This is a genomic window from Kastovskya adunca, from assembly GCF_059505785.1.
The window spans coordinates 20,551-41,538 of record NZ_JCACLG010000001.1; the positions used below are offsets into that span (position 1 = coordinate 20,551).

Annotated in this window: 18 protein-coding genes and 1 pseudogene; 8 read left to right on the forward strand and 11 right to left on the reverse strand. The window is 48.5% G+C overall.

The window, feature by feature from the left end:
• The first annotated feature begins 27 nt into the window (after positions 1 to 27).
• The 3 genes from AC5JR3_RS00100 (at position 28) to AC5JR3_RS00110 (ending at position 4,916) form a co-directional block, all read left to right on the forward strand.
• A complete protein-coding gene (locus tag AC5JR3_RS00100) occupies positions 28 to 1,911 on the forward strand; it encodes an ABC transporter ATP-binding protein (protein ID WP_495841801.1) in 1,884 nt (627 codons plus the stop codon).
• On the forward strand, positions 1,908 to 3,068 hold the full coding sequence (locus AC5JR3_RS00105) for a phosphotransferase (protein WP_495841803.1): 1,161 nt from the start codon (positions 1,908 to 1,910) through the stop codon (positions 3,066 to 3,068). Before AC5JR3_RS00100 ends, AC5JR3_RS00105 begins: the two co-directional genes overlap by 4 nt.
• A 264-nt stretch (positions 3,069 to 3,332) precedes the next feature.
• Positions 3,333 to 4,916 (forward strand): iron uptake porin, encoded by a 1,584-nt coding sequence (locus tag AC5JR3_RS00110; protein WP_495841804.1) that lies wholly within the window; start codon positions 3,333 to 3,335, stop codon positions 4,914 to 4,916.
• A 120-nt stretch (positions 4,917 to 5,036) separates the two neighbouring features.
• On the opposite strand, the gene AC5JR3_RS00115 is transcribed toward AC5JR3_RS00110, so the two are convergent.
• The 4 genes and pseudogenes from AC5JR3_RS00115 to AC5JR3_RS00130 form a co-directional block, all read right to left on the reverse strand.
• On the reverse strand, positions 5,037 to 5,186 hold the full coding sequence (locus AC5JR3_RS00115) for a hypothetical protein (RefSeq protein WP_495841806.1): 150 nt from the start codon (positions 5,184 to 5,186) through the stop codon (positions 5,037 to 5,039).
• A gap of 29 nt (positions 5,187 to 5,215) precedes the next feature.
• Positions 5,216 to 5,538 (reverse strand): annotated as a pseudogene (locus AC5JR3_RS00120) (DUF4145 domain-containing protein); the annotation flags it as partial.
• Positions 5,539 to 5,589: 51 nt separating this feature from the next.
• Positions 5,590 to 6,159 carry a Uma2 family endonuclease gene (locus tag AC5JR3_RS00125; RefSeq protein WP_495841808.1) on the reverse strand — a complete coding sequence of 190 codons (570 nt, stop codon included), beginning with the start codon at positions 6,157 to 6,159 and terminating at the stop codon, positions 5,590 to 5,592.
• A 43-nt stretch (positions 6,160 to 6,202) separates the two neighbouring features.
• Positions 6,203 to 6,739 (reverse strand): Uma2 family endonuclease, encoded by a 537-nt coding sequence (locus AC5JR3_RS00130; RefSeq protein ID WP_495841810.1) that lies wholly within the window; start codon positions 6,737 to 6,739, stop codon positions 6,203 to 6,205.
• Between the two features lie 361 nt (positions 6,740 to 7,100).
• On the opposite strand from AC5JR3_RS00130, the gene AC5JR3_RS00135 reads away from it, so the two are divergent.
• The gene (locus AC5JR3_RS00135) at positions 7,101 to 7,265 is read left to right on the forward strand and encodes a hypothetical protein (RefSeq protein ID WP_495841812.1); all 165 of its coding nucleotides are present in this window, start codon (positions 7,101 to 7,103) and stop codon (positions 7,263 to 7,265) included.
• A gap of 109 nt (positions 7,266 to 7,374) precedes the next feature.
• On the opposite strand, the gene AC5JR3_RS00140 is transcribed toward AC5JR3_RS00135, so the two are convergent.
• Together AC5JR3_RS00140 and AC5JR3_RS00145 are read right to left on the reverse strand one after the other, a co-directional pair.
• Positions 7,375 to 7,875 (reverse strand): hypothetical protein, encoded by a 501-nt coding sequence (locus tag AC5JR3_RS00140; RefSeq protein WP_495841814.1) that lies wholly within the window; start codon positions 7,873 to 7,875, stop codon positions 7,375 to 7,377.
• A gap of 179 nt (positions 7,876 to 8,054) precedes the next feature.
• The gene (locus AC5JR3_RS00145; protein ID WP_495841816.1) at positions 8,055 to 9,014 is read right to left on the reverse strand and encodes an RNA polymerase sigma factor, RpoD/SigA family; all 960 of its coding nucleotides are present in this window, start codon (positions 9,012 to 9,014) and stop codon (positions 8,055 to 8,057) included.
• Between the two features lie 550 nt (positions 9,015 to 9,564).
• Between AC5JR3_RS00145 and AC5JR3_RS00150 the strand changes: the two genes are divergently transcribed.
• Both AC5JR3_RS00150 and AC5JR3_RS00155 read left to right on the forward strand, forming a co-directional pair.
• Positions 9,565 to 10,203, forward strand: coding sequence for a histidine phosphatase family protein (locus AC5JR3_RS00150; RefSeq protein WP_495841818.1), 639 nt, complete (start codon positions 9,565 to 9,567; stop codon positions 10,201 to 10,203).
• Positions 10,204 to 10,273: 70 nt separating this feature from the next.
• Positions 10,274 to 11,317, forward strand: a complete 1,044-nt coding sequence (locus AC5JR3_RS00155; protein WP_495841964.1) for a glucokinase — start codon at positions 10,274 to 10,276, stop codon at positions 11,315 to 11,317.
• A gap of 162 nt (positions 11,318 to 11,479) precedes the next feature.
• Here the strand turns inward: AC5JR3_RS00155 and AC5JR3_RS00160 are convergent, their stop codons facing one another.
• On the reverse strand, positions 11,480 to 12,769 hold the full coding sequence (locus tag AC5JR3_RS00160; protein WP_495841820.1) for an FAD-dependent hydroxylase: 1,290 nt from the start codon (positions 12,767 to 12,769) through the stop codon (positions 11,480 to 11,482).
• A gap of 330 nt (positions 12,770 to 13,099) precedes the next feature.
• Complete coding sequence (locus tag AC5JR3_RS00165; RefSeq protein ID WP_495841822.1) at positions 13,100 to 13,858, reverse strand: YebC/PmpR family DNA-binding transcriptional regulator; 759 nt, start codon at positions 13,856 to 13,858, stop codon at positions 13,100 to 13,102.
• 245 nt (positions 13,859 to 14,103) lie between these two features.
• Here AC5JR3_RS00165 and AC5JR3_RS00170 point away from each other — a divergent pair, with 245 nt between their 5' ends.
• Positions 14,104 to 15,396 (forward strand): ABC transporter substrate-binding protein, encoded by a 1,293-nt coding sequence (locus AC5JR3_RS00170; RefSeq protein ID WP_495841824.1) that lies wholly within the window; start codon positions 14,104 to 14,106, stop codon positions 15,394 to 15,396.
• Between the two features lie 56 nt (positions 15,397 to 15,452).
• Here AC5JR3_RS00170 and mtnA read toward each other — a convergent pair whose 3' ends face one another.
• From mtnA to glcD, 3 genes are all read right to left on the reverse strand, one after another.
• Positions 15,453 to 16,511: an S-methyl-5-thioribose-1-phosphate isomerase gene (mtnA, locus tag AC5JR3_RS00175; protein WP_495841826.1), complete on the reverse strand. Its 1,059-nt coding sequence runs from the start codon at positions 16,509 to 16,511 to the stop codon at positions 15,453 to 15,455.
• 112 nt (positions 16,512 to 16,623) lie between these two features.
• Positions 16,624 to 18,531 carry a 1-deoxy-D-xylulose-5-phosphate synthase gene (gene dxs / locus AC5JR3_RS00180; protein ID WP_495841828.1) on the reverse strand — a complete coding sequence of 636 codons (1,908 nt, stop codon included), beginning with the start codon at positions 18,529 to 18,531 and terminating at the stop codon, positions 16,624 to 16,626.
• 119 nt (positions 18,532 to 18,650) lie between these two features.
• The gene (gene glcD / locus AC5JR3_RS00185; protein WP_495841830.1) at positions 18,651 to 20,123 is read right to left on the reverse strand and encodes a glycolate oxidase subunit GlcD; all 1,473 of its coding nucleotides are present in this window, start codon (positions 20,121 to 20,123) and stop codon (positions 18,651 to 18,653) included.
• A gap of 135 nt (positions 20,124 to 20,258) precedes the next feature.
• Here glcD and AC5JR3_RS00190 point away from each other — a divergent pair, with 135 nt between their 5' ends.
• Complete coding sequence (locus tag AC5JR3_RS00190; RefSeq protein ID WP_495841832.1) at positions 20,259 to 20,981, forward strand: Uma2 family endonuclease; 723 nt, start codon at positions 20,259 to 20,261, stop codon at positions 20,979 to 20,981.
• The last annotated feature ends 7 nt before the right edge of the window (positions 20,982 to 20,988 follow it).

Genomic DNA, 20,988 nt, shown 5'->3' on the forward strand with positions numbered 1-20,988 from the left:
TATTAATGAAACTGGTATAAAACGCTAATGGCAAATGCACGATCTGCGCTTCGCAGCAGCGCTTCGCTATCGCTCCAAAAATCCATACCCAGTCTCGGACGATTCTGGTATCACTTCTGGCCCTACATCCGCAATCAATCGGTTTGGCTGATTAGTTGCGCGATCGCACTTCTCGCTGATGTGATTCTGCGGCTGCTAGAACCTTGGCCTTTGAAGTTTGTCTTTGACCACGTCCTGATTAAATCATCTGACGACAGACTAGCGGCAATTCCTTTCCTCAATACACTCGATCCACTCACGCTACTGACTCTCTCAGCATTCGGAGTTGTAGCAATTACAGGATTGCGATCCTTAGCCTCTTACTGGAGTACAGTTGGCTTGGCTTTGGTGAGTAGTCGCGTATTGATGGAAGTTCGTGATCGCCTTTATCGCCATCTCCAGAGCCTGTCGCTCGCCTACTATAGCAAGGCGAGGAGTGGTGACTTGCTCGTGCGAATTAGTACCGATACGAGCAGGCTACAAGAAATTATATTGACAGCCATTCTGCCACTGGTAGTGAGTATTCTCACCCTGTTTGGTATGGTTGGGGTGATGTTTTGGCTCGACCGAGACTTAACACTACTGGCATTAATCACCTTTCCCTTTTTCTGGTTTGCCGCAACCCGTTTGAGCGATCGCATTAAGGATTCTTCTCGAAAGCAGCGCCAGAGAGAAGGAGCGGTTGCTGCCACGCTTGCTGAGTCGATTGGGGCAATTAAACTCATACAGGCGCTTTCGCTCCAAGACGCTTTCGCTGGAATCTTCTCTACTGAAAACAAGAAGAGTCTGAAGGAAAGCGTTAAAACGCAGAAGTTGTCAGCTAATCTGGAACGGACAGTTGATGTTGTGATTGCGATCGGGACTGCGATCGTGTTGTGGTATGGAGCGCGGTTGGTGTTGCGCGATGCTCTCACTCCGGGCGATGTTTTAGTCTTCCTAACCTATCTCAAAAATGCCTTCAAACCCGTGCAGAACTTTGCTAAATACACGGGACGGTTATCAAAGGCGGCAGCATCAGCAGAGCGCGTGATTGATATTTTGGAAGAACAACCGGATGTTTGCAACTCACCCGATGCTATCCATGCTCCTCCATTTAAGGGAGCAGTACGCTTCGATCGCGTCAGCTTTGCCTATGAACCGGGACAAGATTTACTCAAAGAAATTAACCTAGAGGTGCAACCCGGACAACAGGTGGCGCTAGTCGGTTCCTCCGGAAGTGGTAAGTCTACCCTCGTTAGCTTGCTGCTGCGGCTATATGACCCGATCGCAGGTCGAGTGATAATTGATGGGCGCGATATCCGCGAGTATACGATAGAGTCTTTGCGACCTCAGATTAGTGTGGTTCTGCAAGACAGTATCCTGTTCGCCGCCGCCGTTTGGGAAAACATCGCTTATGGCGTACCTAATGCTACCCGTGAGGATATTGAGAAGGCTGTCCGCCTCGCCAATGCTCATGAGTTCGTGGAGGCGCTTCCTCAGGGATATGACACGATTCTGGGGGAACGAGGTTCAACGCTTTCCGGGGGGCAACGCCAGCGACTTGCGATCGCTCGTGCAGCCATTCGCAAAACCCCCATCCTCATCTTGGATGAACCAACCACAGGATTGGATAAAAAGAACGAACAAGAGGTGATTGAAGCGCTTGAACGTGTCGCTCAAAATCGCACTACTTTTATAATTACCCACGACCTTAATGTCGCCACTCGTGCTGATTTAATCCTCTACATGGAACACGGACAGGTGTTGGAGCAAGGAACTCATTCCGAGTTGATGCAACTTCAAAGTCGATATGCCGCCCTATATCAGATGCAGTCTGCGGTACGCAGCACTGATGACGAGGTTGAAGTGATTTCAGGAGGTCGAGGGCATTGAGTGTTCCGGTAATTGATCCATTTAATGTTGCTGCCGATCCAAAGATGCCTTTCGTGGCAAGGGCGATCGATCCGCTCAACGTACATCAGCAATTTACAAAATGCTTATCACACATTAGCTCTCTTACAAACGTCGAAACTACCCCCCTTAGTTCCCCCTTGTTAAGGGGGGAAACTAGCTCCCTCCCCTTACTAAGGGGAGGGTTGGGGTGGGGTCAAACACCTATTAGTAAAAATATCAATCTCTGTGCAATCCGCGTTATTCGACATAAGCCCGGACGACGCTGCTTAATCGAGTATGACCTGGAAATCGAAAATCCTGACGCTTCATCTCAGGTCATCACTCTAATTGGTAAAGTGCGTGCAAAAGGGACAGATACCAATAGCTACCAACTCCAGCAATCCCTCTGGAATGCAGGTTTTTCTGACAATAGCGAAGACTGTATTTCAGTACCAGAACCGATAGGAATTGTGCCAGAGTTTCAGATGTGGCTTCAGCGTAAAGTGCCTGGTGAAATTGCAACCAAGCTATTAGCCAAACAAAACGGAATCGCTTTAGCAAAACGCATTACCGAAGCATCTCATAAGCTTCACCAAGCAGGCATCCCACCCAAACGTCGCCATACAATAGCAGACGAATTGCGTATTTTACATGAGCGACTGCCGATGGTAGCTCAGATTTATCCGCACCTGCAAAAACGGTTGGAGCAAGTTTTAGAAGCTTGTGAACAGCTTGGTGCTGCAACTCCAGAAGCCCAGCTCTTGGGAATTCATCGAGACTTTTATCCAGACCAAGTGATTGTAGACGGAAACCGTCTCTACTTACTAGACCTTGACCTTTATTGTGAAGGAAATCCAGGTTTAGATATTGGCAATTTCATTGGGCATATTACAGAACAGAGCTTACGCACATTGGGCAGTCCAGATGCTTTGGCAGAGCAAGAAGTAGCTCTGGAAGAACGATTTGTCGAGCTTTCTGGTGAAGCAAATCGTGCTGCGATACACTCTTACACGACGTTGACGCTGGTACGACACATTTACATCAGTACTCAAATTGCAGAGCGGCGTCCGTTTACTGAAGCATTACTAGAACTATGCGAACAACGTTTGGACACGGTAGGGCGCAAATTGACGAGCAAATCATTCTCCAGCGCTTGATGTGTTGACGGACTAACACACACCACAGATTTCAATAGTTGTTTTTGCAGTAAACCTAGTAAATTCAGTCCTGCCGAGTAATCATGCGGCAGTTTTTCAGTCGGGAATAAAACAATGCCACACTTAGAAGATCCCCCTAAATCCCCCTTTAAAAGGGGGACTTTAAATCCTCAAGATTTCCCCCCCTTTTTAAGGTGGCGTCGGGGGGATCTAATCTGTAGCATCATTAGAAATTGGTATTACTTCAGGCTTGGGTTAGCTGCCTTGACTTACCCACTGCTACTAACAAATACCGCACTCGCTAGTGAGCTTTTGCCAACAGAAACAGTGATAGAGCAAGAAACTGTAACCCCAGAACAGCCTACACCTACTTGGGAAGAACTGAACCAAGAAACCCAGGAAAACAGCGCGATGGAGCAAGTTACATCTGTTTCTCAGCTATCAGATGTCCGTCCTGATGATTGGGCATTTCAGGCTCTGCGATCGCTAGTAGAGCGCTATGGTTGCATCACGGGATATCCTGATAGTACCTATCGAGGCAATAGAACCCTAACTCGATATGAGTTTGCTGCTGGATTGAATGCCTGTTTGAATCAAATTAATACACTGATTGCCAATAACACAACTAATTTAGTGGATCGGGAAGACCTGACCACACTCCAGCGGTTGCAGGAGGAATTTTCAACAGAATTAATTGCTCTTCGAGGACAGTTAGACAACTTAGAAGCCAGAACAACTACTTTAGAAGCACAGCAGTTTTCAACCACTACCGAGTTTGAAGGAGAAGTGATCATTGCTGCCATTGGGGTGGCTGGTGGTGAAAAAGCTGATGGGAGTGGTGAACCCGTGGACGATAATCTGACTGTTAGCAACAGGGTACGCCTAGGCTTTGAGACAAGCTTTACAGGAGAAGATGAGCTGAAATTCCGCCTACAAGGTCGCAACGTCCCTGAATTGGAAGATGCCACAGGTACGAGAATGGCGAATCTGGGGTTTGATGGGGATGATGACAATGAACTGGAACTTGACGAGGTGGAATATCGCTTTCCACTCGGTAAGAATACAAGAGTCTATCTCGGCGTTGCTGGCATAGGTTTGGGCGACCTTATGCCTACAGTCAGTCCTTTATTTAGCGGTAGTAGCGAGGGTTCCATCTCCACATTTGGGCGAGAGAATCCAATCCGGCGACAAGGAGATGGAGCGGGAATTGGCATCTTTCACAATTTTGGAAAGACCGTTAATTTGTCTTTCGGGTATATTGCTAGTGACCCCGACGACCCTGAAGAGGGGATTTTTGATGGCCCTTATGGAGCGAGCGCACAATTAATTTTGCAACCCAGTGAAGCTGTAGGGTTAAGTTTAACCTACGTGCGTTCCTACAACAGCTTCCGCACGGGAACAGGTAGTGCTATCGCTAATGACCCATTTGATGGCGATGCTGACCAAGTAATCGCCAACTCGTTTGGAGCCGAAGCCTCTTTGCGAATCAGTCCTACCTTTAGCCTTGGAGGTCGGGTTGGTTGGATTCAAGCCAAAGCTGAAGACCTCAGCAATGAACCAGAAGCCGATATTTTTACTTGGGCTGTACTTTTGGGTTTCCCCGATCTTGGTAATGAGGGCAGTTTGGGGGGTATTGTGATTGGTCAACCCCCGAAGACTACTGAAAATGACTTCGATGCTGACTTTGAGGATAGGGACACTTCTCTACATCTGGAAGCGTTTTATCGTTATCAGCTCACAGATGATATTGCGATTACTCCAGGTTTCTTTGTAATTACCAACCCAGAACATAATGACAATAATGAGACGGTCTATATCGGAACCATCCGCACTACTTTGACTTTCTAGTTGGCTCTGAACGTCGCTGAATCTACCAAATCGCCGAAATTTCCCTATGGTTAGCCAGTAGGCAAAGATGTCGCTAGCAGCTCAAAAAGCGATCGCCCTTTCAACGTGACCAATTGGCTATCAAGCTACCCCAAACTCTACCTCTACGGTTTCGTTAAAGGAGCGCACAAGCGAGATAATTTGATCGGCATCGTTGTCTCTAAACACGCCATCCAAGCCTTCTGGATGTGAATCGGTGAAGGGAGGCTCATAGAGCAAACCAGGGTCCATCACGCCATTTTGGGTCAGGTAGTCTTAGAGTTGAGGGCATCCCGTTGGGTGATGGAGGTGGAGTCGTGGACGGCGATGTTCCCCATCTTGTGGATGGCGCGGATTTTGGGAAACAGTCCCGGTTTCAGGTTGTCTTGAAAGGTTTGCTCGTGGATGAGCGCACCGAGATTATTGGCGTAGGGAAGTTGGAGGTAAGGGTCGTTTGAGTAGAGCCAGTGAACGGCTTGCTCTAAGGTGAAGCGGGTATAGAAGCAACTGGCACGGGGGGCACTGTAGACAAGGCTTCGGCGTGGGTGGCGTGTTCGTAGAGGGTAGGGTAACGATTTTGCAGGAAGTCGAAATTGGATGCCATCGGAAACGTTTACGAAAGGACTCCTGATTTAGTATTCCCAAATTTACCCAGCTATCCGAACACTACGTCTTCGTAAAGCGTTTCTAGGGTTCCCTCAAAGTCGATACTGTCGAGGCGAAATGCTCTCTGTTCTGGGGTGTAGGACTGCAATACCCACAGTCCCTCATCGTTGCGACGGAAGCACTCGACGCGAGTACGTTTGGTGTTGATTAAGACATACTCGCGCAGGCTATCGAGTTCTTGGTAGTCGGCAAACTTATCGCCTCGGTCGAAGGCTTCGGTGGAGTCGGATAACACTTCGATGATCAGAGTGGGAAATCGTTTGTAGGTGGGTTTTTCTTGGTCGCGGGAGTCACAAGTAACCATCACATCGGGGTAGTAGAATCGATTCAGGGTTTCGATCCGGGCTTTCATGTCGGAGATGTAGACGCGGCAACCGGAGCCTCGGACGTGGTTGCGGAGGAGGGTCGCTAGGTTGAGGGCGATGGTAACGTGGGGGTCGCTGGCACCTGCCATCGCGTAGATTTGTCCGTCGATGTATTCGTGTTTGACGGGGCTTTGTTCCTCCAGTTGCAGGTATTCGTCGGCTGTAAGGTAGGGGTGTTGGGGGGAGGCGATCATGGTCTTATCCTTCTAACAATCGTTGCACTGAAACCACAACGTCTTAAAATGCTAGGGGACGAATTTCTCCAGTTGTTAATGTTTCTTCACTCGCGTAGTCGCCATTAACAGGTTCGCGGAATACCTTAAGTTGTCGATGTTTTAAGTCTATAACCCAATACTCTTGAATTGAGGCGGCGGCGTAGGTTTTGCGCTTGATATTGAGGTCTTTACTGAGGGTGGTGTTAGCGTATTCGATCAGCCAAAATATGTTTTCGGGATAAGGATGACGAGTACGATACAAGGGACGCAGGGGTTCGACAATGGCTAAGTCGGGTTCGGGTTCACTGGCGCTATCGGGTAGGGTAATTGGCTTAGCATCGCGCACGACGGCACGGTTTCCCAATTGTTTTAAGTAGTCGGCGGTATCGGTACTCTGCTGGGCGTGTTCTGCACCCTCTGGGGGCATTTCGATGATTTCTCCGTTTAAAAGTTCGACGTGACGACTTTCTAAAAGTCCGACTTCAATCATGCGGTGATAGTCGTCTAGCATCCATTTGGCGGTCGTTCCATCAGGTAAATAAGATTGAAATTGATTCATAACTTCAACTAAACTCCGGAATTCCAGCAATAAATGACGATTTTGAAGAACGTCTAACCCCGAAGAAATTAATCCGATAGAAGAGTCGGTTGAATGATCAAACGCCAATTATTCAAAGCATTCTTCTATCCTTATTAGGAATTCCATTGCTGATGGTTAGAAAAATCTAAAATCCTTTTTTTGAGGGGAGAAGCGGAGGTAGGCGACAAACTTAATCCTTCAATTTCAGCCGAAACCCGCTTAGGCATTATGCCAATTGACGGAGGTTATTGTTTGATGTTTTAGCTACCTTAAGTAATAGAGTAGGGTGAATTATCCTCTACTCAAAAGACATTTAAGTAAAAGGTATTAGTTGTAACTTATGCAGTATCAAACAACAGTAGGGTGGTCGCTGATTACTTCGGGAATTGTGACGCTATTGCTCAGTCTCGTCCCAGGTAGCTCCCTTTGGTGGGGAATCGCATTTCTAGTTCTCGGAAGTATTGCACTCTTTGTGCGGAAAAGCGATCGCGTTCCTACACCCTAGGACTAGGTTGGGCATGATGCGATCGCTCATGAACGACAGCGCCTTGATGCTGGTGGTAGCGTCTGGCAAAGAAGCGGGTGTTTCCGAAATGTGAAGCAGCCGCTTTGCTTTAATACTTCTTGCGACGGGTTGACTGCTTTTTTCTAGCTCGACGTCGTAATACCTGTGCTAACAATGACGCTTCTCGTTCGGCTTGAAATAAGTCTACAGGTCGGGCAATCAGCTTAAAGGAGCCATCTTGCTTGGAGACAACCTGGGGAACAGCAGTAGCGCGGTACTCGCAGATAGAGGCATAAGTAGAGGGTTCACGGCTTGATTGAATAGCCTTCCAGTCTCTGTTGATTTCTGAGGCGATCGCTTTGAATTCCAAAACTGCTGTTTCTAATTGCGTTGAAAGTAAATTTATTCGTTTAGCTTGACTTTCCAAACGTTTCAATCCATCCGTTGTGCGTTGTTGTAGCCTCTGTGGAGATGACGGGGTGGGAACAGCAAATCCTGTTTTTTGGGGAGTCAGTGGTGGCAACTGTACTATTGCGGGTAACTGACGTGCCTCTTCTTGCTCTATAGATTGTGGCTGTAGTGGCTCGCTGTTGTCCCGAATTAATCGCATTCTTGTGCCTTCTTCTCTCATAGCGATATCGAGTGGCTACGTAACAATCTTTTTCAGTACAATTGTACTATAGCGGTGCAAAATCACCAAATCAAAGTTAGCTGTGTAGAAACTCAAAAAAAAAGGCGGGTTTTAAACCCACCTGCTGATTAATTTTGCTGCTTTTGACACTTATTTACTTAACTAGCAGCGATGTATTCACGCATATCAGTTTTGCGTTTGCGGAGTTTAGCGAGGGCTTCGCGTTCAATTTGGCGTACACGTTCGCGGCTGAGGTTGAGGCGATCGCCAATTTTGGCTAATGTCATTGCCTGCCCATCTGCCAAGCCAAAACGGAGGGATAGTACCTCGCGTTGTTGGGGTGTCAAATCTGCCATCAGCTTTTCTAAATCCACTTGCATCGCCGACTGAGTAACGAAGTCTTCTGGAGAAGGGCCAGTGTCTTCGAGGAGTTCTACCAGCTCGGTGTCCTGATTATCTCCGACTCGCAAGTCTAGCGATAACGGTTGACGCGCCCGTTCTAGGTACTCACGCACCTGCTTAGGGGTCAATTCCAGTTCTGTTGCTAGCTCTAAAACAGTGGCGGCTCGTCCTAGTTGTTGAGCGAGTTGACGCTGGGCTTTCTTGATTTTGTTGAGCTTTTCAGTGATATGAATCGGGAGACGAATCGTGCGTCCTTTTTCAGCGATCGCTCGCGTAATTGCCTGCCGAATCCACCAGTAAGCATAAGTAGAAAAACGATACCCCTTAGTTGGGTCAAACTTTTCCACCCCTCGCTGCATCCCAATCGTGCCTTCCTGAATCAAATCCAGCAAGTCTACGTTACGCTTAATGTACTTCTTCGCCACCGATACGACTAAGCGAAGATTGGCTTCCACCATTTTACGTTTGGCTAATTCGCCAGCCGCAACACAGGATTGTAGCTCGGCGTTTGATAAATCACACGCTTTCGCCCATTCCAAAAAGGTAGGTTCATGACCCTGCTGATCAAATAGGGTCTCTTTAACTTCCTGTAAAGAAGTCAGTCGCTGTACCTGTTTTCCATAAAGAATTTCCTGCTCATGGGTCAGTAGCGGCACGCGACCAATTTCTCGCAGATAGGTACGAACTAGATCTGTAGAGGTCTGAGCAGTTTTCATAGCGCTCGCTTAAGTAACAAATTGAGTTAAAAGAGTGTAATGCTGGCGTTTGAATCGGACTTAAGAGGGAATCGAGCGATGTGTTTTCTCTGAGAAGATTTTGAACTTGTGTTGCGTAGTGGGGCGCGTACCCAATACAGGCACCAACGCCGAATAATCGCTAACAGGCTGTAGAAAAATTAAGTTTACTACTAGTACAGCCGTTGCTGCCAGTAGACCTATCAAAATCATGAATGTCTCAAAAGTTTTTTATGTAAAGCAGTGCATCGTTAACTATTGTAACATTTCTGAACAAGGGATGGCTTTATTTCCTGGAGCCTCGAAGACTAGTACAACTAATAGGATTGTTAACTATGAGATTACCCAGGTAGGGTCTAAACAAATGCATCCTGGAAAACAAAATCGGAAAAATCTCCCAATTGAGGACAGGCAAGGAGTTCTGAGTTTTGACCTTTGAGAGGTTAATTAGCTTGAATTCAATACTCTACACTCAAAAGTCAAAACTTTCTAGCGCTTCAACCGATCGCAGGCAACTGACTACTGACAAACAATGAGCCAAACAATTTGGATTGCCAGACACGGAAACCGTCTTGATTTTGTCAAGCCGGAGTGGTTTGACACCGCAGAACGTCCCTACGATCCCCCTTTGTCCGACGATGGTGTTATACAAGCCAAAGAATTAGGTCAACGCCTGGTCGGGGAAGGAATTGCTCACATTTTTGCTTCGCCCTTTTTGCGAACCATAGAGACGGCTAACCAAGTGGCTGAGGCGCTGGATTTACCGATTAAGGTAGAGGCTGGATTGAGCGAATGGCTAAATCCAGAATGGATGCCAACGATGCCGGAAAGATTGTCATTGGCAGCGTTGAAGGAGAAGTTTCCCCGGATCGATCTCAGCTATACTTCCTGTGTCTTGGCGCATTATCCTGAAACGAGCGAGGATGTGCTGAAACGCACAGAGGAAACGGCAAAACGTCTGGTTGCTGAGTTTTCCGAAGACATTTTGCTGGTGGGTCATGGTGCTTCGGTGGTGGGGACGGCTCAAGGATTACTGGGTGGAACACCGGAAGTGAATGCGGTGTTGTGTTGTCTAGTTAAAATCGTGCGCCAAAATGACAAATGGGAGATGAAACTTAAGGGAGATACGTCTCACCTTAGTCAAAGCGAGAGCGTCATTCGCTTTAATTGAAAAAATAGAGTGTTATAAGTTATTGAAACTGACAACTGGCACGCGATCGCTAAAAAACTACAAAGGATGCATGACACTACTACTAGCTGGAGATATCGGCGGCACTAAAACTATCCTGCGATTGAACAAACTGTCACTGGAGACAGACAAATTGCAGACACTTTACGAGGAGACTTACCCCAGTGGTAACTTTCCTGACTTGGTGCCGATTGTGCAAGAGTTTTTAACGGTAGCGGGGCAGCAGTTGGGATCAACACTAGCACCGGAAAAGGCGTGTTTTGCGATCGCTGGCCCTGTTGTCAACAACACGGCAAAGCTGACGAATCTCCCCTGGTTGCTGGAGAGAGAGCGCTTAGAAATAGAACTGGGAATTGCTGCGGTCAAATTAATTAATGATTTTGAGGCAGTGGGTTATGGTGTTTTGGGTTTGGAACCGTCAGATCTATATACCTTGCAAGATATGACCCCTCAGCCGGGTGCCCCCATTGGTATCATTGGCGCAGGTACGGGTTTGGGGGAAGGTTTTTTAATTGAGCTGGCATCTAGTAGCTATAAAGTCTTTCCTTCGGAGGGGGGACATGCAGATTTTGCCCCTCGCACGGAATTAGAGTTTCAACTGTTGCAGTATTTGCGCGATAAGTACAATGTTCAGCGAATTTCGGTGGAACGGGTCGTTTCTGGTCAGGGAATCGTGGCGATTTACCAATTTTTACGCGAGCGCCATTTTGCCCAAGAATTACCAGAAGTGGGGCAGGTAATCCGGACGTGGGAACAGGAAATGGGTAAAGAAAAGACTGTTGACCCCGCCGCTACAATCGCGATCGCTGCGGCCATAAATGGGGATCGCCTCTCGCGGCAAACCATGCAGATGTTTGTCGAAGCCTACGGTGCAGAAGCCGGGAATCTTGCCCTTAAGCTTTTGCCTTATGGAGGGCTGTATGTAGCGGGTGGAATCGCTACCAAAAATCTGACGCTGCTGAAGGAAGGCAGCTTTTTACGGGCGCTTGTTCAAAAAGGGCGGGTTAGTCCCTTGTTAGAAAAGGTTCCGGTACATATTATTTTGAACCCACGAGTGGGGTTAATTGGTGCGGCAGTTTGTGCGGCGCGGTTGTAGGGATTTGCTAGGGAATAGATACTTAATAGCTTGGAAGGAGAGGAAGACGACAAACTCCGCTTAGTAACAGTTGCAATTTACCTAAATCCCTTGAGAAATTGAAACTGACTTTCGATGTTGTCTAACTGACTGATTGACAGTTGCAATTTACCTAAATCCTGCTCAGGTTTGTGTCTTGATGCTGCTCTGAACTTTAGAGTGCGCTAATTGAGGAAGACGCCCTCTTAAACCTGTCATCAATTGCAGTGCGTAGAATTTAACGAGAGGAATTCGCCGTAGCATCCACAATCCTGAGCGACGCACGATGATGACTGGCAACCAACTATTGGAAAACATCCGATCGAGTAAGTCAGTAAAACCCAAAATGGTGAAGTTTTCCCGTTTGCGCCAACCTTCGTAGCGCCTCAGCACGTTAAGAGAACTGATATCTTCACCCTGTTGATCAGCTTCTTGCAAAACTTGCGCTAAAGCAGCCGCGTCGCGAATGCCCATATTTAAGCCTTGTCCGCCGACGGGATGGCAGCAGTGAGCCGCATCGCCGATCAGGGCTAATCCGGGGAGGGTGTAGCGATCGCTTTGCATCAATTGCACGGGAAAGACAAAGCGTTGTCCCATCAACTTTAATCGTCCTAATAGCCCCCCAGTGCGGTACTCCAGCAGTTCTAGGAATTGTTTTTCATCTAAATCTCTTAAGGCTTTGGCTTCTGCGTGGGGAGCTGTCCAGACAACCTGACAGCGGTTTTCCGATAGGGGCAGCACGCCCATAGGGCCGCTGTACCAAAAGCGCTCAAAGGCAGTATTATTATGAGGTTTTTCCGTTTCGATGACGGCAGTGACGCAGGACTGCCAGTATTGCCAGCCACGGGTTTTTATTCCAGCCCCATGACGAATTTGCGATCGCGCTCCATCAGCCGCAACGAGTAAACGCGATCGCAACTGCCGCATCTCGCCTTCCACCTTCACCTCAATCTTTGCCCCAGTTCCGGGATACTCCACACCCACAACCTCAGCCGGACATAACCAAGAGATATTAGGGCAATCGTCTAAAAACTGCTGTAGTGCAGTTAAAAGCAGACGATGCTCCCCCACATAACCCAGTGCCTTTGTCCCCAAATCGGCAGGCTGAAAATGCACCACTCCTTGATGATCGGCATCAGATAAGCTAATTTTGTCAAATGTCGCAATTTCTGGCTGTATCTTATCCCAAACTCCAATTCCCTCAAAAATACGTTCAGAAAGAAGAGAAATCGCATAAGCTTGGCGCTTTGCGGCGGCAACGGCTTTGGGTTGGATCTCAATAATTACAACCTTCAGCCCCGACTCTTTCAATGCACAAGCCAGCGTCGCCCCGGCAATACCACCACCAACAATGGCGATATCGCAATCAAAGTCTGATGGATTAGCGGGTGACGGCAAGGTTGAGGTTGTTTGATTGAGCGATTCCAGCACCATTTTCTAAAAATTCGTCTAAAACGTTAAAAATATTTACTCTCCTTCATTTTGACGCGAAGTACTGGGGCAAGCAAGGAATACATGGCAAAGTCCTGAGTCCTGAGTTCTGAGTCCTGAGCAGGGGAGCAGGGGAGCAGGGGAGCAGGGGAGCAGGGGAGCGGGGGAGCAGGGGAGCAGGGGAGCAGGGGAGCAGGGGAGCGGGGGAGTAGGGGAGTAGGGGAGTAGGGGAGCAGGGGAGCAGGGGAGTAGGGGAGATGAGGAGAACCAGTAACCTCTTTCATACTTCATCCTTCACCCTTCATCCTTCACCCTTCATCCTTCATACTTCTTCTAAGCCATACTCATTATTAACTCGTCAGCCATTTCTAAATTGGCGGTGACGTTTTGCACATCGTCTAGGGATTCTAAGGCATCGAGAAGTTTCAGAAGCGATCGCGCCACCTCCGGGTCATCGACTTCAACACTATTGCCGGGAATCCAGCGTAGTTCCATCTCACTTACAGGTAAACCTTCATTTCGCAAAGTCTGATTGAGGTTGTCTAAGTTACTGACATCGGTATACACCTCAGCCGTTACTTCGCCATCCTCAAGGAACTCATAAAAATCCGCCTCTCCTGCTAAGGACGCTTCTAACAATCGCTCCTCTTCTACCTTGTCAGAGATAGTAACGACGCCTTTTTGGTCAAACATCCAACTGACACAACCTGTTTCACCGAGGTTGCCACCATTTTTTTTAAAGGCTTCGCGCAAATCAGCAGCGGTACGGTTGCGGTTATCCGTGAGGGCTTCGATGAGGATGGCGACACCGCCGGGGCCATAGCCTTCGTAGCGAATTTCTTCTAAATCCGCGTCATCTTCATAAGTACCTGCACCTTTAGCGATCGCGCGTTCTATGTTGTCATTGGGAATGCCTGCTGCTTTTGCCTTGTCTATCGCTGTACGAAGCTGAAAATTTCCCTCAGGATCGGGAACCCCATTACGCGCCGCCACAATAATCGCCCGTGAAAGCTGAGTGAACGTCTTTCCTTTTTTGGCGTCTACTCTTGCCTTCTGACGCTTAATGTTCGCCCACTTACTATGTCCTGCCATAAAAAACAATGAATGCAACTTGAAGGATTCGCACATGAAGGACAACCTGTGTGGGTGTCCCTTTTCCAGGTGTACTTCCTAGAGAGCAATTTTGCTCTATATATTGTGACAGACTATCTACTCAGGCTAAAACCTGAAGCTAGATCAGCAAAGTCTAACTATGCAGACTCCAGAACAAGCTAGGACTCAAGTCGGGTAGCATTGCCGTGGTATTTCTCGTTCTCCAGCACTCTCAATTACTAACTATGTGGCGTCGTCTTGGTCACTGCTTCCTCGTCGGCTGGATGCTTCTGGTTTTAACAGGCTGTCAATTGTTACCAGTAAGTGCGGCGGAGAGTGGGGTAACAAAAATCACCCTGTGGCATGGGGTAAATCCGCCATCCAATCGCGATGTATTACAAACGTTGGTAGACCAATTTAATCAAGAGCATTCCGATATTCAAGTGGAGTCGCTTTATGTGGGGCAAGAAGACCAACAGACACCGAAGATTTTGGCAGCAATTGTTGGCAATTCGCCGCCGGATTTGTTGTGGTACAACCCCACGATTACAGGTCGCTTGGTGGAAATGGCGGCGATTCGTCCTTTAGATGATTTACTAGCGGCGTCGCCTGTGGGGGATGAACTTGATCCTAGCTTGTGGGAATCCATGCAGTTCCAGGGGCGTATTTGGTCAGTGCCGTTTGGGACGAATAATGCGGGGATTTTTTACCGTCCTAGTTTATTTAAAGCGGCGGGGATAACGCAGATGCCGCAAACTTGGGAGGAGTTGCGGCAAGTTGCCCATCAGTTAACTCGCGATACGGATGGTGATGGACGTAGCGATCGCTATGGCATCTTACTACCTTTGGGGAAGGGAGACTGGACGGTGTTTATGTGGCTGCCGTTTTTGTGGAGTGCTGGCGGGGAACTGACAGATAAGGCAAATACGACTAATCCGGAAAATTTGCAGTTGGTGACTTCCGAAGCGATCGCCGCCCTACAATTTTGGCGAGACTTACTAGATGATGGTTCTGCTGTACTATCGTTGCCGGAACGCGGTTATGAGATGGACGGGTTTGTTGCGGGTAAGGTGGCGATGGAGTTTTCTGGCCCCTGGACGTTAGCCGCGTTGCAAGCAACGGGGGCTGATTTTGCCGTTTTGCCTATCCCTCGTCAAGAACGACATGCCACCGTAATTGGCGGCGAGAATTTGTTTGTGTTCAAAACGACGCCGGAACGAGAACAGGCAGCTTTTACCTTTGCTGAATACGCGATGAGTGAGGCGTTTCAAACACAATGGGCAATGGGAACAGGCTATCTTCCTGTGAATTTGAAGGCACGGGAAAGCGAGGTGTATCAACAGTTTGCCGAGGGGCAGCCTGCGGTTAAGGTATTTTTAGAGCAGGCAAAGTATGGGCGATCGCGTCCACTTTTTAGAGGCTACCGCCGCATTTCGGAAAATTTAGGTCGGGCAATTGAGGCAGTCTTGCTGGGGAAGCGATCGCCAAAACAAGCCCTGCAAGATGCCCAGCGGCGGTTAGATTTGATTTTTCGTTAATAAGCTGCTAGTGAGTGCTTTTTTTAACGCAGAGGTTTTGATGGAAGCAACTAAAACTAAGCCATTTGCTTAATTTGGAACTGTTGCAACTGATGGGGAGGAACTGCCCCTCTTTCGGTGATGATGGCGGTAATCAATTCTGCTGGGGTGACATCGAAGGCGGGGTTATAGTAATCAATTCCAGCAGGAGAAATGAGGGTGTTACCAATCTGGTAAATTTCTGCTGGATCGCGTTCTTCAATGGGGATTTCGCTACCTGTGGCTAGGTCAAAATCGATAGTTGATAAGGGGGCGGCGACGAAGAAGGGGATGTTGTGGGCTTTGGCGACAATTGCCACACTATAGGTGCCAATTTTGTTAGCCGTGTCACCATTAGCGGCGATGCGATCTGCCCCAACAACTACGGCGTCAATCATGCCCTGCTTCATGCAGTGGGCTGCCATGCTATCGGTAATCAAGGTGACGGGGATGCCTTCTTGGACGCATTCCCATGTGGTTAGTTTTGCTCCTTGCAGGCGCGGGCGGGTTTCGTCGGCGTAAAGGCGCTCAAGACGCCCGTCTCTCCAGGCAGAACGGACAACACCCAAGGCAGTACCATAACCCGCTGTAGCGAGCGCCCCAGCATTGCAATGGGTGAGGAGGCGGAGTTTATGGGGCGTGGCGGGGAGAATTTCCAATCCGCGATCGCCTATGGCTTGACAAGTTTGTAAATCTTCAAGCTGAATCGCCTGTGCCTCTTTTAGCAATATTTCTTGAATTTCGGGGATGGAACCAATGGTTTCGTAGGCAGTTCTAATCATCCGCGCGATCGCCCAAAACAAATTCACGGCTGTCGGGCGAGTTTGCCGCAACATCTTGGCAACGGCTTCTAGCTGCTTTAAAAACTCCTCTCGGTTTTCCGTTTGAATCTCTCTCGCCCCAAGATACATCCCATAGGCAGCAGCAATACCAATGGCAGGTGCGCCTCGAACAATCATCGTTTTAATCGCCTCTGCCATATCTTGAGAGCGACTAATTTCCACGACAGTATATTCAGAGGGCAACCGCGTCTGATCGATTAGTAGAACGCGGTTTTCGTGGCAAATAACGGCATAAACCTGGCTGGTAGGTGACATATTAATTTCCTATTTTAATGCAGAGAAACGCCAAGGAGAACGCGGAGGAACACAGAGGAAAAAACTTTGCGACCTTTGCATCAGCCTCTCTTGTTCCTTGGCGTTAAAAATTCTAACTAACTACTGACGGCTGCTGAGAGAAGAATGATTCCCGCACCTGTTCGGCTATTTGCGACGGCATCAATCCCAACTCTGCCTTAGATTGATCTGGACTGGCGTGATCGACTAAATGATCGGGAACGCCTAAGCGCTTTAAAGACACCAGGACATTGTTATCCACTAGTGCTTCGGCAACGGCGGAACCCAATCCACCGATCAAGCAACCTTCTTCCAAGGTAACAACTTTACCAATTTGCTTCGCCAAGGGCAGGATTAAGTCCGTATCCAGAGGCTTAGCAAAACGAGCATTCACCACAGTCGCTTCAATGCCATGTTCGCTCAAAATTTCAGCGGCTTGCATGGCAGGATAAACCATCGAACCATAGCCAACCAACAGCACATCATCACCATTGCGTAAGATTTCGCCCTTACCAATAGGCAATGCTTCCCAGCCCTCTTCCATCAGAGGTACGCCATAGCCGTTGCCGCGTGGATAGCGCATGGCAATTGGCCCGTCGGTGTAATCGATGCCTGTGACGACCATTTGCTGTAGTTCTGCTTCATCCTTCGGTGCCATCAACACCATGTTGGGTAGGCAGCGCAAAAAGGCAATGTCGTACATCCCCTGATGGGTGGGGCCATCAGCACCGACAATTCCTGCCCGGTCTAGGCAGAAGAAAACGGGGAGGTTTTGGATGCAGATGTCGTGGACAATTTGGTCGTAGCCGCGTTGCAAGAAGGTGGAATAGATCGCCACAACGGGTCGTATGCCTTCACAAGCGAGTCCCGCCGCGAGGGTGGCGGCGTGCTGTTCGGCAATGCCTACATCAATGTATTGGTTGGGGAGTTTGGCTTGCAGTTTGTCTAAGCCTGTACCCGTTGCCATGGCGGCGGTAATGCCGACAATTTTCGGGTTGTTCTCCGCCAGTTTCACCAGGGTATGGGCAAAGACTTTTGAGTAGCCTGGGGGCTTGGGTTTGCTAGCAGGAATTGCTTTGCCTGTGGCGAGGTTGAAGGGGCTTTGGGCGTGGTAGCCAACCTGGTCTTTTTCGGCGATCGCATATCCTTTGCCTTTCATGGTTGACACATGTACCAACACAGGGCCAGAAATCTTGTGAGCCGCTTGAAAGGTGGAAATCAAATCTTCCAAATTGTGACCATCCACTGGCCCCATGTACGTAAAGCCCAGTTCTTCTATCACTGCGCCGACTTTCGGTACAGCCAGACGCTTCATTCCTTCTTTGATCCGTTCCATTTCTGGCGTCAGGGACTCGCCAACAAAGGGAATGTTCTTAAATTGTTCTTCTAAATTGTCAGACAGGAATTGGACGGGAGGGCTGAGGCGAATTTTGTTCAAGTAACGTGGAATTGCACCAACGTTAGGCGAAATAGACATTTCATTGTCATTTAGCACCACCATCATGTTCGTCTTCGGTAAATGTCCGGCATGGTTGATGGCTTCCAACGCCATACCCCCGGTTAGTGCGCCATCACCAATCACCGAAACTACTTTAAAGTTTTCACCTTTGAGGTCGCGGGCAAGTGCCATCCCTAACCCTGCTGAAATACTGGTAGAGGCGTGACCAGCACCAAAGTGGTCAAATTTACTCTCACAGCGCTTGAGGTAGCCAGCGACACCATCCTTCTGCCGCAGAGTATGGAAGCGGTTGTACCGTCCCGTGAGCATCTTGTGGGGATAGGCTTGGTGCCCCACATCCCAAATGACCTTATCGCGATCCAGGTCAAGGGTTTGATATAAGGCGATTGTCAATTCCACAACCCCCAATCCCGGCCCCAAGTGACCGCCACTTGCTGCCACTGTTTGGAGGTGCTTTTCCCGAATCTGACGGGCAATCTCCTGCAGTTGACGGATTGACAGACCGTGCAACTGGTTAGGATGGGTTATTTCACTCAGGTGCATACCAGTGTTCCCTTCAGGCTGTTCTCGAAATTTACCTATTTCACTTTAATGGATTTAATTGCTCTCTTCCCTAGCACTTAACAACCCGATGTCAATGCTTATTTGATTTTTTGGGGCGATCAAAACTGCTCTACGCCCTCAAATAGCTTGGCAGGAACTGCCCTTGCTGCTTCGCCACAAGTCCGGGGGGTAGGGAAAAGTTTGCCCGGATTTGCTAACCCTTTAGGATTAAATACCTGGCGAAGGAATTGCATTGTTTCCATGTCAGCTTCGGTGAACATATCTGGCATGTAACATTTCTTATCAGCACCAATACCATGTTCCCCAGAAATACTGCCACCGACTTTGACACAAAGCCGGAGAATTTCACCGCCTAACTCTTCCACCTTTTCCAATGCGCCCTCAATAGAATTGTCGTACAGAATCAAGGGGTGAAGATTGCCATCTCCCGCGTGAAAGACATTAGCGATCGCGTAACCATATTTCTCGCTTAAGGCTTCAATTTCTTTGAGGACACTGACTAGTTGTGTACGAGGAATCACACCATCTTGCACGAAGTAGTCCGGGCTAAGATGACCCGCCGCCGCAAAAGCAGCTTTGCGCCCTTTCCACAATTTCATCCGGGTTTCGGGGTCACTTGCTGTTGTAATATCCCTAGCGCCGTTTTTTTTGCAAAGTTCACCAATGCGCTTTTTGTTGGTTGCCACTTCCACACTTAAGCCGTCAATTTCCACCAACAAAATCGCCCCGGCATCTCTGGGATAGCACCCAGTGGCAACTACATCTTCCACGGCGTTGATGCTGAGATTGTCCATCATTTCCATGCCAGCCGGAATAATTCCGGCACTGATGATATCGGCAACAGCCGCCCCCGCTGCTTCGATGCTGGTAAAGTCTGCCAAGAGAACGCAAATCGATTCCGGCGTTTTCAAGATTCTTAAGGTAATTTCTGTGGCAATTCCCAAGGTACCTTCAGAGCCAACGAATACTCCGGTGAGGTCATACCCCGGCATTTCCGGCACAAATCCGCCGACATCCACAATTGACCCGTCAGGAATGACGAGTTTTAAGCCCAAAACGTGATTGGTAGTGACTCCGTATTTCAAGCAATGGACGCCGCCGGAGTTTTCAGCAACGTTCCCCCCGATTGAGCAGATGATTTGACTAGAAGGATCGGGGGCATAGTAGAACCCCGCACCACTAACCGCTTGGGTCACCCAGTTGTTGATGACTCCCGGTTGCACAACGATGCGCTGATTTTCTAAGTCAATATCGAGGATGCGCTTCATCAAGGCGGTGACGATCAAAACGCAATCTTGAATAGGTAAGGCACCGCCGGATAAACCCGTCCCTGCCCCCCGTGCTACCCAGGGAACGTCATTCTGGTGGCAAATTTTCACCAGCGCTGCGACTTCCTCTGTCGTTCTCGGCAGCACCACAAGGGCTGGTTTTTGGCGGTAGCTGGTTAGTCCGTCGCATTCGTAGGTCAGTAACTCCTCTTTGCGGCGAACGACTCCGCTTTTGCCAATAACTTTTTCAAACTGTTTGGCGATCGCGTTCCATTTGCGTTGTTGTTTATCCAGGGTCAGCATGGGGGATTGGTAAATCAGAGGCTCCACCTCATATTGTTGCAGGGATTACATTTAATGGGAGGTTATGCGATCGCCCTCCTGCTCATTCAATAATTAAGCTATGGATAGTACCTGCAAGCAACAAGGAATAAACTCATGGTTGAGCCAATTTTGCTCGCTGAAGATTACTTCGTACCAGATGCCGATAATCTAATTACCGAAGACGACACGCCTGTGGATAATTTCGCCTCTGCCAAGCAACAACGCCTTTTAGTAAGCTGTCTTTACAGTTCTTGGCAAGAGCGGACTTTTTTAGCCGAAGCTAATGTCGGCATCTTCCATACAGCCCATCAACCTGCGATCGTGCCGGATGTTTTTCTCAGCCTGAATGTTCAAGTACCTGATAACTGGTGGGAAAAGAAAAATCGCTCTTACTTCGTCTGGAAATTTGGCAAACCTCCAGAAGTTGCGATTGAAATTGTCTCCAATAAAGTAGGTGATGAACTGGGGAATAAACTGAGAATTTACGAACAAATGCGAGTGAGCTACTACATCGTATATGACCCTACTCAACAATTAGGAGAATCAGTATTACGTCTCTATGAACTTAGAGGAATGCGCTACTTTGATTCAGAAACCTGGTTAGAACAAGTTGGGCTGGGTTTGACTCTGTGGGAAGGAGAATTTGAAGGGAGGCAGGATGTCTGGCTGCGTTGGTGCGACAGAGAGGGAAATGTTCTGCTGACTGGAGATGAACAGGCATTACAGGAACGTCTAGAAAAGGAACAGCAACGGCAACGCGCAGAACAATCTGAACAACGCGCTCAACAACTAGCAGAGCGGTTGCGGGCAATGGGCATAGATCCAGATTCTCTGTAGAACTGTT

Excerpts from the sequence above, each read along its gene's own strand:
- AC5JR3_RS00100 (WP_495841801.1), top strand. The coding sequence starts at position 28 with ATGGCAAATGCACGATCTGCGCTTCGCAGCAGCGCTTCGCTATCGCTC.
- AC5JR3_RS00115 (WP_495841806.1), bottom strand. The coding sequence starts at position 5,186 with ATGGACCCTGGTTTGCTCTATGAGCCTCCCTTCACCGATTCACATCCA.
- AC5JR3_RS00125 (WP_495841808.1), bottom strand. The coding sequence starts at position 6,159 with ATGATCGCCTCCCCCCAACACCCCTACCTTACAGCCGACGAATACCTG.
- AC5JR3_RS00130 (WP_495841810.1), bottom strand. The coding sequence starts at position 6,739 with ATGAATCAATTTCAATCTTATTTACCTGATGGAACGACCGCCAAATGG.
- AC5JR3_RS00135 (WP_495841812.1), top strand. The coding sequence starts at position 7,101 with ATGCAGTATCAAACAACAGTAGGGTGGTCGCTGATTACTTCGGGAATT.
- AC5JR3_RS00140 (WP_495841814.1), bottom strand. The coding sequence starts at position 7,875 with ATGCGATTAATTCGGGACAACAGCGAGCCACTACAGCCACAATCTATA.
- AC5JR3_RS00145 (WP_495841816.1), bottom strand. The coding sequence starts at position 9,014 with ATGAAAACTGCTCAGACCTCTACAGATCTAGTTCGTACCTATCTGCGA.
- AC5JR3_RS00150 (WP_495841818.1), top strand. The coding sequence starts at position 9,565 with ATGAGCCAAACAATTTGGATTGCCAGACACGGAAACCGTCTTGATTTT.
- AC5JR3_RS00155 (WP_495841964.1), top strand. The coding sequence starts at position 10,274 with ATGACACTACTACTAGCTGGAGATATCGGCGGCACTAAAACTATCCTG.
- AC5JR3_RS00160 (WP_495841820.1), bottom strand. The coding sequence starts at position 12,769 with ATGGTGCTGGAATCGCTCAATCAAACAACCTCAACCTTGCCGTCACCC.
- AC5JR3_RS00165 (WP_495841822.1), bottom strand. The coding sequence starts at position 13,858 with ATGGCAGGACATAGTAAGTGGGCGAACATTAAGCGTCAGAAGGCAAGA.
- AC5JR3_RS00170 (WP_495841824.1), top strand. The coding sequence starts at position 14,104 with ATGTGGCGTCGTCTTGGTCACTGCTTCCTCGTCGGCTGGATGCTTCTG.
- mtnA (WP_495841826.1), bottom strand. The coding sequence starts at position 16,511 with ATGTCACCTACCAGCCAGGTTTATGCCGTTATTTGCCACGAAAACCGC.
- dxs (WP_495841828.1), bottom strand. The coding sequence starts at position 18,531 with ATGCACCTGAGTGAAATAACCCATCCTAACCAGTTGCACGGTCTGTCA.
- glcD (WP_495841830.1), bottom strand. The coding sequence starts at position 20,123 with ATGCTGACCCTGGATAAACAACAACGCAAATGGAACGCGATCGCCAAA.
- AC5JR3_RS00190 (WP_495841832.1), top strand. The coding sequence starts at position 20,259 with ATGGTTGAGCCAATTTTGCTCGCTGAAGATTACTTCGTACCAGATGCC.